The following is a 14,108-nucleotide window of genomic DNA, read 5'->3' on the forward strand; positions in this document are numbered from 1 at the left end:
AAATATTGCACAAAATCGCGGCATATGCGTTTGCGGCAGGCCGCATTTGGGCTCGTCGGAGAGCCCGGACCCGCTACATCGCACCCGTCCCGGCGCCCTTCGTCTGGCACGCGAATTGCGTAGGCCTTCTTGATTTTTCATTCGAGTTTAAAAGGACAAGCCTATGAAACGCCAACAGTTCCTCCTCATGGCCGCACTCGCGATGATGACGGTCGGTACCGTCTCCGCTCCCCATGCGGCGCGCGCCGATGCCCTCAGCGACATCACCGCCCGTGGATCGATCCGCGTTGCCGTGCCGCAGGACGCACCGCCGTTCGGCACTGTCGGCCCGGACATGGAACTGCAGGGCCTCGACATCGACATGGCGAAACTCATCGCCTCCAAGCTGGGCGTCAAGGCGGAACTGGTGCCGGTGACGCTGCCCAACCGCATCCCCTACCTGCAGACCAACAAGGCCGACATCGTCATCTCCAGCCTCGGAAAGAACCCGGATCGCGAGAAGGTCATCGACTTCACCTCCGCCTATGCGCCCTTCTTCAACGGCGCCTTTGCCCCAGCCGACCTGAAGATCACGTCCGCTGCCGATCTCTCGGGCAAGACGGTTGCCGTGGCCCGCGGCGCCATCGAGGACCTCGCCCTGACGAAGATCGCCCCGCCGGATGCCATCATCAAGCGCTTCGAGGACAATAATGGCACGATCTCGGCCTTCCTTTCGGGCCAGGTCCAGGTCATCGTGACAGGCAACGTCATTGCCGCTGCGATCCTCGAAAAGAACCCGCCGAACCGTCCGGAACTGAAGTTCCTGATGAACAAGTCGCCCTGCTATATCGGCCTCAACAAGAACGAGGACGCCCTCAAGGGCAAGATCAACGAGATCATCGCGGCTGGCAGGGCCGATGGATCGATGAACAAGATCACCCAGAAATGGCTGCACCAGGACATCCCGGCAGACCTCTGACCGCTCCCTGATTAAGGCTGGCGCCCCTGCGGCGTCGGCCTCCCGACCGGAAGCGGAGGAACCTGGATGCACTACCATTTCGACTTCGCCTGGCTTGGCGAATACTACCCCATGCTGATCAAGGGCGTCGGCATCACGCTGGAACTGACCGCCGTCGGCGCGGTCTTCGGCATCGCGCTCGCTATCGCCTGCGCATGGGCCCGCTCGCTCGGCCCCCGCTGGCTGAGGCCCATCGTCGTTCCCTATGTCGAGTTGATCCGCAACACGCCCTTCATCGTCCAGCTGTTCTTCATCTTCTTCGGCCTGCCCGGCATCGGCATCAAGCTCGGGGAAATGCAGGCAGCCAATTTCGCCATGGTCATCAATCTCGGCGCCTATGGTTGCGAGATCATCCGGGCCGGCATCCAGGCGACACCGCGCGGCCAGTTCGAGGCGGGCGCCAGCCTTGCGATGACGCCGTTCCAGACATTCTGGCATGTGATCCTCGTCCCGTCGCTGCAGCGCATCTGGCCAGCCCTGTCGTCGCAGATCATCATCGTCATGCTCGGCTCCGCCGTCGTCTCACAGATCGCCGCCGAAGACCTGACCTTTGCCGCAAATTTCATCCAGTCCCGCTCGTTCCGCGCCTTCGAGGCCTATTTCGTCTCGACGACCATCTACCTGCTGCTGGCAATCATCCTGCGCCAGCTCCTGTCTGGCCTCGGCCGCATCCTCTTTCCGCGCAGGAGCATCCGATGATCCAGTTCACCACCTGGGATATCGTCCGCAACCTTCTCTACGCCACCCGCTGGACCATCCTCCTGTCGCTGGTCTCTTTCGTCGGCGGCGGCCTGCTCGGCATGGTGCTGCTCTATCTGCGCACCGGCAAGCGGCGGATGGCGCGGATCTTCGTCAAATATTACGTCGAACTGTTCCAGGGCACCCCGCTGTTGATGCAGCTGTTCCTCGCCTTCTTCGGCATGGGCCTGTTCGGCATCGATGTCCCGGCATGGCTTGCAGCCGGCGTCGCGCTCATCCTCTGGTCGGCCGCTTTCCTAACTGAAATCTGGCGCGGTTGCGTCGAGTCCGTCGTCAAGGGCCAGTGGGAGGCATCCGCCAGCCTCGGCATGGGATACGCCCAGCAGATGCGCCACGTGATCCTGCCGCAGGCGCTGCGCGTCGCGGTGCCGCCGACCGTCGGCTTTTCCGTGCAGGTGGTGAAATGCACGGCGCTGACATCGATCATCGGCTTCGTCGAACTGTCGAAGGCCGGCACCGCCATTACCAATGCCACCTTCGAGCCGTTCACCGTCTACGGTTTCGTCGCCCTCATCTATTTTGCCCTCTGCTGGCCTCTGTCGAAGAGCAGCCAGATCCTGGAAAGGAAGCTCAATGTCGCTCATCGAAATCACTGAAGTGCGCAAGAGCTTCGGCACCAACGAAGTTCTGAAGGGCATCAATATCGACGTCGAACCCGGCGAGGTCATCGCCATCATCGGCAAGAGCGGGTCGGGGAAATCCACCCTCTTGCGCTGCATCAACGGCCTGGAACTTATCGATGACGGATCGATCTCCGTCGCCGGTGCCCAGTTCCTGCCGGACGAATTGCATCTGAAGGCGCTGCGGCTGAAGGTCGGCATGATCTTCCAGCAGTTCAATCTCTTTCCGCACCTGACAGCCGGCCGCAATGTCATGCTGTCGCAGACGGTGGTGCGAAAGACGTCGAAGGCCGACGCAGAAGCCATGGCCCGAAAGATGCTTGAACGCGTCGGCCTCGCCCACAAGTTCGATGCCTATCCCGACGAGCTATCCGGCGGCCAGCAGCAGCGCGTCGCCATCGCCCGGGCGCTGGCGATGCAGCCGATCGCGCTGCTCTGCGACGAGATCACCTCGGCGCTCGACCCGGAGCTCGTGTCGGAAGTGCTGGCCGTGGTCCGCGAACTCGCATCCGAAGGCATGACGCTACTGATGGTCACCCACGAGATGAAGTTCGCCCGCGACGTCTGCTCGCGCGTCGTCTTCATGCACGAAGGCCGAGTCCACGAAATAGGCCCTCCCGCGGAGTTCTTCAGCAACCCCAAAACGCTGGAACTGAAGCAGTTTCTGGGGATGCTGTGAGCAGACAGCCTAAGGCAGCATCGGCGGATTGAGCCGCGCAAACCCCTCCTGCCGGCGGTATGGATAGTAGGGATAAGGCGCTGCGAGAGCACTTGCCGCATCGAGGCGGGCAATCTGCTCGGTGGTCAGGCTCCAGCCGACAGCACCGAGGTTTTGCCGGAGCTGTTCCTCGTTTCGCGCCCCGATGATGACGCTTGAAACAGTTGGCCGGCTGAGCAGCCAGTTGATTGCGATCTGAGGCACCGAACGCCCGGTTTCCTCGGCGATCCCGTCGAGGACATCGACGATGTCGAAAAGCTTGTCGTCATCAACGGGCGGTCCGAACTCTGCCGTCTGGTGAAGCCTGCTGCCTTCCGGCAAAGGCTGGCCACGGCGGATCTTGCCTGTCAGCCGCCCCCAGCCGAGCGGGCTCCAGACGAGCGCACCGACACCCTGGTCTGCGCCGAGCGGCATCAGCTCCCATTCGTAGTCGCGGCCAACCAGCGAGTAATAGACCTGGTGCGCGACATAACGAGGATGGCCGCCCCGGTCGGCTGCCGCCAGCGATTTCATCAGCTCCCATCCGGCAAAGTTCGAGGCGCCGACATAGCGGACCTTGCCCGATGAGATGAGATCGTCCAGCGTCGACAGCACCTCCTCCACCGGCGTATGGGCATCGAATGCGTGGAGCTGCAGCAGGTCGATGTAATCCGTGCCGAGCCGGCGCAACGCATCTTCTGTCGTGCGGATCAACCGCGAGCGCGAGGTGCCGGCATCGTTCGGTCCGTCGCCCATCGGCAGCGCCATCTTTGTCGATATCAGCACGCTGTCGCGGCGGCCACGGATCGCCTGCCCCAGCACTTCCTCCGAGGCACCCGCCGAATAGACGTCCGCCGTGTCGAACAGGTTGAGGCCAGCTTCCAGGCAGATGTCGATGAGGCGGCGGGCTTCGACGACGCCAGTCGTCCCCCAGGCACCGAACAGCGGGCCGCTGCCGCCAAACGTCGCCGCGCCAAAGCTCAAGGCGGGAACTTTCAGGCCGGATCGGCCGAGATATCTGTAGTCCATGGTCGTCTCCTTGCGTTTCGTCAAAGGTAGATTGCAACGACGATGTGAACTAGACTGCCGCAACGATCAGCATTCATGAGTTGAATTCACAGTGAGCAAGACCGACGTAAACCGTTCCGGCGAAATGGAGATCTTTGTCCGGGTGGTTGATCTCGGCGGATTTTCGGCTGCCGCCCGCGCCAGCCGCCTCACCCCGTCGGCAGTCAGCAAGCTCATGACGCGGCTTGAGGGGCGGCTCGGTACCAGACTGCTCAATCGCTCCACTCGCACGCTGCAGCTGACAACGGAAGGCAGCCTCTTCTACGACAGCAGCGTCCGGATACTTGCCGACATTGCCGAGGCGGAACGCAACGCCTCGGTCGGAGAATTGGCGATCGGCCGCATACGCATCAACACGAGCGCGTCTTTTGCCAATCATGTCCTTGCGCCACTCATCCCGCAATTTCTGCGGCTTTATCCCGAAGTCACACTCGAGATTACCGTTACCGACGCGGTCGTCGACCTCATGGCCGAAAATGCAGATGTGGCGATACGGGCTGGTCCGATGAAGAGTTCGCAGCTGGTCGCGCGCAAGCTTGGTGGCACGTCGATGGCGATCGTCGCCACGCCGGACTATCTTCAGGAGCATGGCACGCCGCGCACGCCAGCCGATCTCGACAGCCACCGGAAGATCGCCTTTTCCTATCGGCGTGCCGTTGCCGGCTGGCCGTTGATGGTGGACGGCAAGAGCGTCACGAAAAAGCTGGTCAACACGCTCGAGGCGAGCGATGGCGAGGCCATGCGACATCTTTGCCTGGCCGGCGGCGGCCTCGCGCGTCTGGCAAGCTTTACGATCCTAAACGATCTGGCCGCTGGACGCCTGGTCGTCGTGCTCGATGACTGCAACCCCGGCGACATCGAGGCGTTCCACGCCGTCTATATCGGCGAAGGCGGCCCAGTCCCAGCGCGGGTTCGTGCTTTGCTGGATTTTCTGGCCGAGCACGTCAGGCTGTCATAGGCAAGGTATAGTGCGTCGCAAATGCGAGGCTGAGACGACTGCGCAAGATCGTTGCTCCATTCCGTCAGAAGCGATATCTGCGGGAGACGCCTGCATCGATCGAAACGATACGAATGCACGACAGCACCAGCTCGAAAAATTGACCGAGGATATATGGCCCGCAAGAACAGAGACGACTTTGAATCATCGAACGCGGAGCCGGAGCCAACGATTTGCCCGCTCTGCGAGCGCGTGATCCCGGACGATCAGAAGGACGCCCACCATCTCGTCCCGAAGAGCAAGGGCGGCAAGGAAACCGTCTGCCTGCACCGCGTCTGCCACAACCAGATCCATGCAATCTTCACGGATAGCCAACTCGCCAAGAAGTTCAGCACGATCGAGGCCATTCTCGAGGATCCGGCTGTGCAGACTTTCGTGGCGTGGATCAAAAGCAAGCCGCCAGGATTTGCAGACCTGGCCAAGGAGTCCGGACAAGCCTCGGGCCGTGGGCGCAAACGGTAGTATCCGGGAGCACAGGCCATGACCCTCGATGAGCTCGTCACCCGCTATCGCCCGCATCTGGACGATGAATCCGTCGGGGTCCGGCGGAGCTGGGAGGAGATGTTTACCTACACGCTCAAGCTCTATCCGAGGGACACCCCTCTGGAAGCCTTCGATGTGCATAGCCTTGAGCAAAAGCTGATCTCTGCACGCCTGCACCCGCCCGTCGTCAACGGTTACGTCAAACGCTGGGCGGATTTGCTCGCGCGCGCACAGGACCTCTGATCTACAGCAGGATGAGTTCAGCCCGTCAGGGGCGGCGCGGGTCCTGCCTGCGCACGCCCTACATCGGCAATCAGCCGTTCTGGGTGATCGGCGCTATCTGGATTTCGACGCGACGGTTCTGCGCGCGGCCGGCTTCCGACGCGTTGCTGGCGACCGGCTGTGTCGGGCCGAAGCCGACGGCGGAGACGCGGCGCGGATCGATGCCCTGGGTGCCGAGATAGCCGGCAACCGAGTCTGCGCGACGCTCCGAGAGCTCCTGGTTATGCTGCATGCTGCCGGTCGAATCCGTATGGCCGTTGACGTCGATCAGCGTTTTGTTGAACTTGCGCAGAACGATTGCCACCGAGTTCAGCGTCTGGTCGAACTCCGGCTTTACGTAATACTGGTCGGTATCGAAGGTGATCGCCGACGGCATGTTGAGAATGATACGGTCGCCAGTGCGCGTGACGGAAACGCCGGTGCCCTGCAGCTGCTGGCGCAGTTCCGATTCCTGCTGGTCCATGTAATTGCCGATAGAACCGCCGGCGAGAGCGCCGATGCCTGCTCCGATCAGCGCCGCATTGCGCCGTCCGACAGGTGAGCCGCCGACGGCAAGGCCCGCAATCGCCCCGAGCCCCGCGCCGATGGCAGCGCCACCCGCAGTGTTCGAAACCTTCTGCTCGCCCGTGTAGGGATCGGTGGTCGTGCAGGCATTCAGGAAGGCAGCCGAGACGGCGAGTAGGACGAATTTCTTGATCATGGACGAGGGCCTCTGCTTCGATGACGAGACGTGTATCAAGGATTGCGGCAATATCATGAAAAATAATGACAGCCCCTTGTCAACGCACAGATTTGCCCCATGAGCGTCGTTGCGAACCATAGGCCGTAGTCGATGCGCGGGGACATTGCCGCGCGGGCGACGACAGGTCACCGCGCCCTGCCGTCTCCGAATCGCGCGCTGGGGCGGCTCCGATAGCGGGCGGGATGGCAATAAGGGAATGAAAGCAGAACATCTTTTCTGGCCTTTCGAATCCGAATCACTACATTACGCGACATGACGATAGGACACGACGACATTCCCTTCTTCGACGAAGAGCCCGAGCACGCCGAGCCAAGGCGCCACGAGCCGGCTGCAGCCCGCCCGCAGGCTGCTGGCGGCATTGCCGCGCGCGCCATGGCAGCGCGCGATGTCGGCCGCGTGCCGGATTACCTCGCCGGCCTCAACGCCGAGCAGACAGAGGCTGTCGAGACGCTGGAGGGGCCGCTGCTGGTACTGGCCGGCGCCGGCACCGGCAAGACCCGTGTGCTCACCACCCGTATCGCCCATATCCTGTCGACCAACCGCGCCTTCCCCAGCCAGATCCTGTCGGTGACCTTCACCAACAAGGCGGCGCGCGAGATGAAGGAGCGTGTTGCGCTGCTCGTCGGTGGCGCCGTCGAAGGCATGCCATGGCTCGGCACCTTCCACTCGATCGGCGTCAAGCTGCTCCGCCGTCACGCGGAACTGGTCGGCCTGACATCGGATTTCTCCATCCTCGATACCGACGACGTCGTTCGCCTGATCAAGCAGATCATCCAGGCCGAGGGCCTCGACGACAAGCGCTGGCCGGCAAAGCAGTTCGCCGGCATGATCGACGGCTGGAAGAACAAGGGCCTGACACCGCCCGATATTGCCGAGGGCGATGCCCGTGCTTTTGCCAACGGCAAGGGCCGCGAACTCTACGCTGCCTACCAGGCGCGGCTGAAGACGCTGAACGCCTGCGATTTCGGCGACCTGCTGCTGCATCCGATCACCATGTTCCGCCAAAACCCGGATGTGCTGAAGGATTATCACCAGCGCTTCCGCTATATCCTCGTCGACGAGTACCAGGACACCAACACCGCCCAGTACATGTGGCTGCGGCTGCTCGCACAACGGCCGAAAGGCGAGATGCAGAATGTCTGCTGCGTCGGCGACGACGACCAGTCGATCTACGGCTGGCGCGGCGCCGAGGTCGACAACATCCTGCGCTTCGAGAAGGATTTTCCGGGCGCCAAGGTGATCAAGCTCGAGCGCAATTACCGCTCGACCGAGCACATCCTCGGCGCCGCTGCCCATCTGATCGCCCACAACGAAGGCCGGCTCGGCAAGACGCTTTTCACCGACCGCAGCGATCCAGAAGACGCCAAGGTTCAGGTTCACGCCGCCTGGGACTCGGAAGAGGAAGCCCGGGCGCTGGGCGAAGAGATCGAGCAGCTGCAGCGCGGCGGCCACGCGCTGAACGACATGGCGATCCTCGTGCGCGCCTCGTTCCAGATGCGCGAGTTCGAAGACCGCTTCGTCACGCTCGGCCTCAACTACCGCGTCATCGGCGGCCCACGCTTCTACGAGCGCATGGAAATCCGCGATGCCATGGCCTATTTCCGCCTCGTCTGCCAGCCGGCCGACGACCTCGCCTTCGAGCGCATCGTCAACACGCCGAAACGCGGTCTTGGCGACACGACCGTGCGCGCCCTGCACGACTATGCCCGCGCCCGCAATATACCCATGCTGGCCGCGGCAGCCGACATCATCGAAACCGACGAGATGAAGCCGAAGCCGCGCAAGGCTTTGTACGACGTCGTGATGTCCGTCCGCCGCTGGCAGGAACGGCTCGAAAACGCACCCCACACGCAGCTTGCCGAGCAGATCCTTGAGGAATCCGGCTACACCGACATGTGGAAGAACGACAAGTCGGCTGAAGCGCCGGGCCGCCTCGACAACCTGAAAGAACTGATCCGCTCGATGGACAGCTTCGAGAGCATGCGCGGCTTCCTCGAACACGTCTCGCTGGTCATGGACGCCGAAAACAACGAGAACCTCGATGCTGTCTCGATCATGACGCTGCATTCCGCCAAGGGGCTGGAATTCAAGACGGTCTTCCTGCCCGGCTGGGAAGAAGGCCTGTTTCCCCACCAGCGCTCGCTCGACGAGAGCGGACGGGCGGGCCTAGAAGAGGAACGCCGGCTTGCCTATGTCGGCCTGACGCGGGCAAAACGCCTCTGCCACATCTGGTTCGTCTCGAACCGCCGCATCCACGGCCTCTGGCAATCCACCCTGCCCTCCCGCTTCCTCGACGAGTTGCCGAATACCCACGTGTCCGTCGCCGAGACCGAGCAATCCTACGGCGGCTATGGGCGCAGCGCCTACGGCCAGTCACGCTTCGACAAGGCCGAGCCATTCTCCAACAGCTACGGCACGCCGGGCTGGAAACGCGCCCAGGCCAACAAGACCGATGCAACGCGCGACAACTGGGGCTCGCGCTCCGGCCACGCGGTCGAGCGCATCGGCTACGGCGAAAGCGGCCCGAAGGCGCGCACCATCGACGGCGAACTGGTGGCAAAGTCGACCACCGACACGCCCTCGCGCTTCACAGTCGGCGAGCGCATCTTCCACATCAAGTTCGGCAACGGCAATATTTCAGCTATCGAAGGTAACAAGCTGACCATCGAATTCGACAGGGCCGGGCAGAAGCGGGTGCTGGACGGGTTTGTGGAGAGGGTGTGAGGGCGAAAGCGCGCTGTGGCGAGTAACCCCGTGGCGGATGTCGGCCCGTTGGGGACATTTTACGAATTCGAAGAATAGCTATTTAGCTCTGCGTCCAACGAATTCCGCAAACCGTCCTGCTTCGCCGTTAGCCTTAGGTAATCCAAGATCTCGACGATATATCCGGGATACGATATCCAACGATCTGGCGCAATCAGGACCTAATATTGAAGCGGTGTGGCAAAATGTAGGACGACACGGCACCTGAGGGCTGGGCGTGATCGCTGCGTCTTAATTGCGCCGCCGCCTTAATGAATAATGCAATCCCCGCGGCTTTCGCCGTTCTTGTCTGTATCCAGATAGCTCAGGTAGTCGATCAACATCTCGCTGCGCTGCTCAGCAAAATCATAGCCGCCAGCATTGGCAAGCATTTCCGTGAGCGCGGTGTCAGGGATCTCGCAACCCCGCCTGCGTTTTTCGAACGCCCCCAACCTTAGGCGTGCTCGATCAAGCGCGCTCTGCTTCGCCCGACGATCTTCATTAGCCCTATCGGCAAGCGTCTTTAGTGCCTTTTCAGCGGCCTGCCGCGCTACAGGGTTGGGCCAGATCTCGCCAGCCATGTCGATCGCCTCGGCCTCACGTTCGAGGCCCGGCCCCGCCTCGCTGCCATCATATTTTTCGAGATACCAAGTCAGTGCCTTGCTTCTGTCGGTATCGTAGAAGGCATCTTCACGGTGAACCTCCATAAATTCGGCAAACGACTGCTGAAGGAACTCCATGCCATAAATGCCCTTTTCAGCAATGTCGCTGAGCATCATCGCTGACTGCTGTACAGGCAGTCGGGCGAACACCTTCACCGCCTGATCGTGTTGACCGGCCTCTTCGAAGTGCAACGCAAGCGGTTGTATCAGACCCTCTGCAACTTCGCTGCGGATCACGCCAACAACGAAGGCCTGTTCCTGCGGGTTCTTGTATTTTTCTTTGGCCTCGCGCACATCCGTCTGCATCTGCGCCAGGACAGGATCAACAAGGTCAAGCGCAGCCTGCTCGCCTCGGCAAGCAAGCACACCAGTGGTCTGCCGAGACCAGTCTATCGCCTGTTTCTCTCTCTCCAGCTTCCAGCCCTGCTTCTCCTTCTCAAGCAGTGCGAGGATGCGCTCCCCTGGCTCATGATTGCCGTTATCACAGAAACGTGCAGCGGCCCGGCTCAGCCCCTCCCTCGGATCATAAGTCGCGGACTGCGGAAAATTATAGCGGCTGGCATAACGCTCCAGCGCATCCACATCATTATTTGCCATCCAGTCGAAAACCAGCGTGACGGTATCGAACGCATCGTTCCAGAGCATCTCTACGTGCTCGTCCCAAAGAGAAAGCGTAGCCGCGCGTTCTTTCTTAAGCAAAACGGGAAAGGCGAACTCAACGAAGTCGGCAAAGTTCGTCCTATCAGGCCCCTCTTGGCTGTCCAAAGCTTCCTCAAGGAGGTCAGCAGTCAGCCAGTCCGATGGAAGGAGAGGCCAGCTGGTCTTGTCTAGAGTGGCGAAGAAAGCCTCATCTGCTCCCGCCGCCTGCCAGCGTTGCCGAACCGCCTGCCACTGATCTGGCGGAACAAGCGCATAAAGCCTGCCGGCCCGCGTTGCATGTGGAGCGGCTTCGGCAATCGGATCGCGGCTGCTGAAATCCTTGATCGCTATGTCGAGTGCTACATCGAGGACACATTGTCGATCTTTAGGCTGGCAGAAGACGGCCCTGCTGCCAAAGGCGTCAAAAATGCCTGCGTTGGCGAACTGCGTTACGCAGAAAAACGATAATATGTTTGCAAAAAGGAGGGCAATCAGGAGACGATACTTCCGGAGAGGCAACCTTTTTGCAACGCGCATTATCGAGGTCACCCCATCCAGCCTGTCTGCTCATCGCACCTTCAGAGGCACCAAATAAGGTGCTTGTTCAGCATGACAAGGTCAGGGTGGGGACAGAATGACTGCAATTGGTGGTTGGCTCAACTGATCGCTGCAACACACTCACCGAAGCAGCCGTGGCCGCTCCAAGCGAAGCAGACACGCGACCTTTGCGATAAAGCTAGCGATGGTAAGGTACCGGATAATTGTCAAGGTGCAGCATTATGACCGGCCGACGGTGTCACCACCTTGCATATCCATAGAAGCTGATCCGCAGTCCTCGAGAAAAAATCACAGCATCTTGCGCAGGAAGAACCGCTGCATCTCGCCCGGATAGTGATCGAGCACGCCGAAGACGGTATAGCCTTGCTTCTCGTAGAAGCCTGGCGCCTGAAAGCTGAACGTATCCAGCCAGACGCCAACGCAGCCTCGCTCTCTGGCCCAGCCTTCCGCCTGTTGCAGCATCCTCGCACCAAGGCCTTGGCCGCGAAAGGCTTCGGGGACCACGAGCAATTCCACGAAAAGCCAGTCATAGCTGTAGCTCGCCCATAGACCACCCTGCACCGTTCCAGCCTCGTCGCGCAGCAGGATTGCGAGTGGGCCCCATGGCCCATCCACCTTTGAAGCATTGTAGTCGATCAGCGGTTGGCGAATTGCGTTGTAATCGTCATCGCTGGGCTGGGTGACAAGCTCGAGGTCAAGGGCAGACATGTCGTTCTCCCGTGGGTTGGCTAGGAACATTCCCGCAGGCAGCGGTCAGGTTCCGTAGAACGCCCTGTGATAGACCACAACGCCTTGTCGCGTCTCATCTTCAAAGTCGAGTCTTTGGAAATATTCCGCCGGGACTCCGGGAAAGCGCAAAGCGGGGTCGGCCTTGAACCCGAAGCGGGCATAGTAGCCGGGGTCGCCGAGGACGACACATCCAGCCGCGCCACGGGTTTTTATCTGGTCAAGTCCAGCTTCGATAAGCCTCCCTCCGAGGCCCTGTCGCCGCTTGTCGGGTCGCACGGCGACCGGCCCGAGCCCGTACCAGTTGACGGCTTGGCCATGGATTTCGACTGGAGAAAAGGCGACACGGCCGACAATTTCTCCATCCTTTTCTGCCACCAGCGACACCGTTAAAGCGCCTCCGGCTCTAAGGCCGTCAACAATAGCGCCTTCCGCGCCATCGCTGTGGGGAGCGCCGTCGAATGCGTTGGTGACGAGCACGCGGATCGGCTGAATGTCGTTGGCATTTTCGGGTCTGATGATCATCTGACGCTTGTAGCAGACAACAGAAAAACGGCAAAGAAGCAACAGCTTAGCGCAGTTTCAGTACCCTACTCTGCCGCTGAATTACCATCAGCCGCCACCGGTTCGACACCCCCAAGCCTCAATCCTGACGCTATGCTGCACTGCAAAAAACACAATGCTGCGGTGCTACCAATTGTCGCTGACTGCTTTATATCGTCGCCTACGGCCCTGCCTCCCGCGCTCTTTTGCGGATTTTCAGCGGGCCGCTGCCAATCTGCCGCCCGGCAGGGCCTGAAACGTTTCAGGCGCGGCGACAACAGTTTTGAGGATCAATAAAGTGGCTGGTATAACAACAAACAGCGCTGTCTCCGAAGGTGCCAAGGCGCCGGCGGGACAGAATTATCAATTTGCGCTTATTGCGCTCACCTCTCTCTTTTTCATGTGGGGCTTCATCACCTGCCTGAATGATATTCTGGTTCCGCACCTGAAAAACGTCTTTCAGCTGAACTATACGCAATCGATGCTCATCCAGCTCTGCTTCTTCGGCGCCTACTTCATCGTCTCGCTGCCGGCCGGCGCTCTGGTCAAGCGCATCAGCTACAAATGGGGCATCGTCGTCGGCCTCGTCATTGCCGCTATCGGATGCGCGCTGTTCATCCCCGCCGCCAGCTACCGCATCTACGCATTGTTCCTCGGCGCACTCTTCGTGCTCGCCGCCGGCGTCACCGTTCTGCAGGTTGCCGCCAACCCCTATGTCACCGTCCTCGGCAAGCCTGAAACGGCCGCCGCCCGCCTGACACTGACCCAGGCCTTCAATTCGCTTGGCACCACCATCGCGCCGATCTTCGGCGCCTTCCTGATCCTCTCGGCGGCAACAGCCGATCTCAGCACCGCGACGCCGGAACAGCTCGACGCCATCCATCTGGCTGAAGCCAGCACGGTCAAATTCCCCTACATGATCCTTGCCATCGCGTTTCTGGTGCTGGCAGCCGTCTTTGCCGCGCTGAAGCTGCCGAACGTCCAGGGCGATGAAACCGTCAACAAGCCCGGCGATACCGGATCGGCCTGGCAGTATCGCCATCTCGTCCTCGGCGCCGTCGGCATCTTCCTCTATGTTGGCGCTGAAGTCAGCATCGGCAGCTTCCTCGTCAACTTCTTCAGCCAGTCCGACATTGGCGGCCTGTCGGAATCGGATGCTGCCCATTACGTCGCCTATTTCTGGGGCGGTGCGATGATCGGCCGCTTCATCGGCGCCGTTGCCATGCGCTACGTCGATGACGGCAAGGCTCTGGCATTCAACGCCGCTCTCGCTGCCATCCTGCTGCTCATCACCGTGCTTACTACCGGACATGTCGCCATGTGGGCCGTGCTGCTGGTCGGGCTGTTCAACTCGATCATGTTCCCGACGATCTTCAGCCTGGCGCTCGAAGGCCTCGGCAAATACACCAGCCAGGGCTCCGGCATCCTCTGCCTTGCCATCGTCGGCGGCGCCATCCTGCCGGTCATTCAGGGCGGTCTTGCCGATACCATTGGCATCCACCTCGCCTTCCTGATGCCCGTGCTCTGCTACATCTACATCGCATTCTACGGCATCAAGGGTCACAAGCTGCGCTGACACCCTGAACCCAATGC

14 protein-coding genes are annotated in these 14,108 nt (G+C 60.9%); 9 read left to right on the forward strand and 5 right to left on the reverse strand.

Annotated features, from left to right (window positions below):
* Positions 1–163 precede the first annotated feature (163 nt).
* The 4 genes from J5289_RS13020 (at position 164) to J5289_RS13035 (ending at position 3,055) form a co-directional block, all read left to right on the forward strand.
* Positions 164–958 carry a transporter substrate-binding domain-containing protein gene (locus J5289_RS13020; RefSeq protein ID WP_209184035.1) on the forward strand — a complete coding sequence of 265 codons (795 nt, stop codon included), beginning with the start codon at positions 164–166 and terminating at the stop codon, positions 956–958.
* 66 nt (positions 959–1,024) lie between these two features.
* A complete protein-coding gene (locus J5289_RS13025) occupies positions 1,025–1,696 on the forward strand; it encodes an amino acid ABC transporter permease (protein WP_209184036.1) in 672 nt (223 codons plus the stop codon).
* Positions 1,693–2,352 carry an amino acid ABC transporter permease gene (locus J5289_RS13030; protein WP_209206523.1) on the forward strand — a complete coding sequence of 220 codons (660 nt, stop codon included), beginning with the start codon at positions 1,693–1,695 and terminating at the stop codon, positions 2,350–2,352. The genes J5289_RS13025 and J5289_RS13030 overlap by 4 nt, the downstream gene beginning before the upstream one ends.
* Positions 2,330–3,055 carry an amino acid ABC transporter ATP-binding protein gene (locus tag J5289_RS13035; protein ID WP_209184037.1) on the forward strand — a complete coding sequence of 242 codons (726 nt, stop codon included), beginning with the start codon at positions 2,330–2,332 and terminating at the stop codon, positions 3,053–3,055. The genes J5289_RS13030 and J5289_RS13035 overlap by 23 nt, the downstream gene beginning before the upstream one ends.
* A gap of 9 nt (positions 3,056–3,064) precedes the next feature.
* Here J5289_RS13035 and J5289_RS13040 read toward each other — a convergent pair whose 3' ends face one another.
* Positions 3,065–4,102, reverse strand: a complete 1,038-nt coding sequence (locus J5289_RS13040; protein WP_209184038.1) for an aldo/keto reductase — start codon at positions 4,100–4,102, stop codon at positions 3,065–3,067.
* Between the two features lie 91 nt (positions 4,103–4,193).
* Here J5289_RS13040 and J5289_RS13045 point away from each other — a divergent pair, with 91 nt between their 5' ends.
* The 3 genes from J5289_RS13045 to J5289_RS13055 all read left to right on the forward strand — a co-directional run bounded on the left by J5289_RS13045 (position 4,194) and on the right by J5289_RS13055 (position 5,864).
* Positions 4,194–5,099 (forward strand): LysR family transcriptional regulator, encoded by a 906-nt coding sequence (locus J5289_RS13045; protein ID WP_209184039.1) that lies wholly within the window; start codon positions 4,194–4,196, stop codon positions 5,097–5,099.
* Positions 5,100–5,252: 153 nt separating this feature from the next.
* The gene (locus J5289_RS13050) at positions 5,253–5,600 is read left to right on the forward strand and encodes an HNH endonuclease (protein WP_209184040.1); all 348 of its coding nucleotides are present in this window, start codon (positions 5,253–5,255) and stop codon (positions 5,598–5,600) included.
* 18 nt (positions 5,601–5,618) lie between these two features.
* Complete coding sequence (locus tag J5289_RS13055) at positions 5,619–5,864, forward strand: hypothetical protein (RefSeq protein WP_209184041.1); 246 nt, start codon at positions 5,619–5,621, stop codon at positions 5,862–5,864.
* Between the two features lie 70 nt (positions 5,865–5,934).
* On the opposite strand, the gene J5289_RS13060 is transcribed toward J5289_RS13055, so the two are convergent.
* Positions 5,935–6,603, reverse strand: coding sequence for an OmpA family protein (locus J5289_RS13060; RefSeq protein WP_142823167.1), 669 nt, complete (start codon positions 6,601–6,603; stop codon positions 5,935–5,937).
* A 294-nt stretch (positions 6,604–6,897) separates the two neighbouring features.
* On the opposite strand from J5289_RS13060, the gene J5289_RS13065 reads away from it, so the two are divergent.
* On the forward strand, positions 6,898–9,369 hold the full coding sequence (locus J5289_RS13065) for an ATP-dependent helicase (protein ID WP_209184043.1): 2,472 nt from the start codon (positions 6,898–6,900) through the stop codon (positions 9,367–9,369).
* Positions 9,370–9,656: 287 nt separating this feature from the next.
* Here J5289_RS13065 and J5289_RS13070 read toward each other — a convergent pair whose 3' ends face one another.
* The 3 genes from J5289_RS13070 to J5289_RS13080 all read right to left on the reverse strand — a co-directional run bounded on the left by J5289_RS13070 (position 9,657) and on the right by J5289_RS13080 (position 12,497).
* Positions 9,657–11,225, reverse strand: coding sequence for a hypothetical protein (locus J5289_RS13070; protein WP_142823169.1), 1,569 nt, complete (start codon positions 11,223–11,225; stop codon positions 9,657–9,659).
* A gap of 309 nt (positions 11,226–11,534) precedes the next feature.
* Entirely contained in the window at positions 11,535–11,954 is a 420-nt protein-coding gene (locus J5289_RS13075; protein WP_209184044.1) for an N-acetyltransferase, read from the reverse strand.
* Between the two features lie 45 nt (positions 11,955–11,999).
* The gene (locus tag J5289_RS13080; RefSeq protein WP_209184045.1) at positions 12,000–12,497 is read right to left on the reverse strand and encodes a GNAT family N-acetyltransferase; all 498 of its coding nucleotides are present in this window, start codon (positions 12,495–12,497) and stop codon (positions 12,000–12,002) included.
* 316 nt (positions 12,498–12,813) lie between these two features.
* On the opposite strand from J5289_RS13080, the gene fucP reads away from it, so the two are divergent.
* Complete coding sequence (fucP, locus tag J5289_RS13085; protein WP_209184046.1) at positions 12,814–14,091, forward strand: L-fucose:H+ symporter permease; 1,278 nt, start codon at positions 12,814–12,816, stop codon at positions 14,089–14,091.
* Positions 14,092–14,108 lie beyond the last annotated feature (17 nt).

Origin of the sequence: Rhizobium sp. B230/85 (assembly GCF_019355735.1) — a bacterium.
Taxonomy (GTDB): Bacteria; Pseudomonadota; Alphaproteobacteria; order Rhizobiales; family Rhizobiaceae; genus Rhizobium; species Rhizobium rhododendri.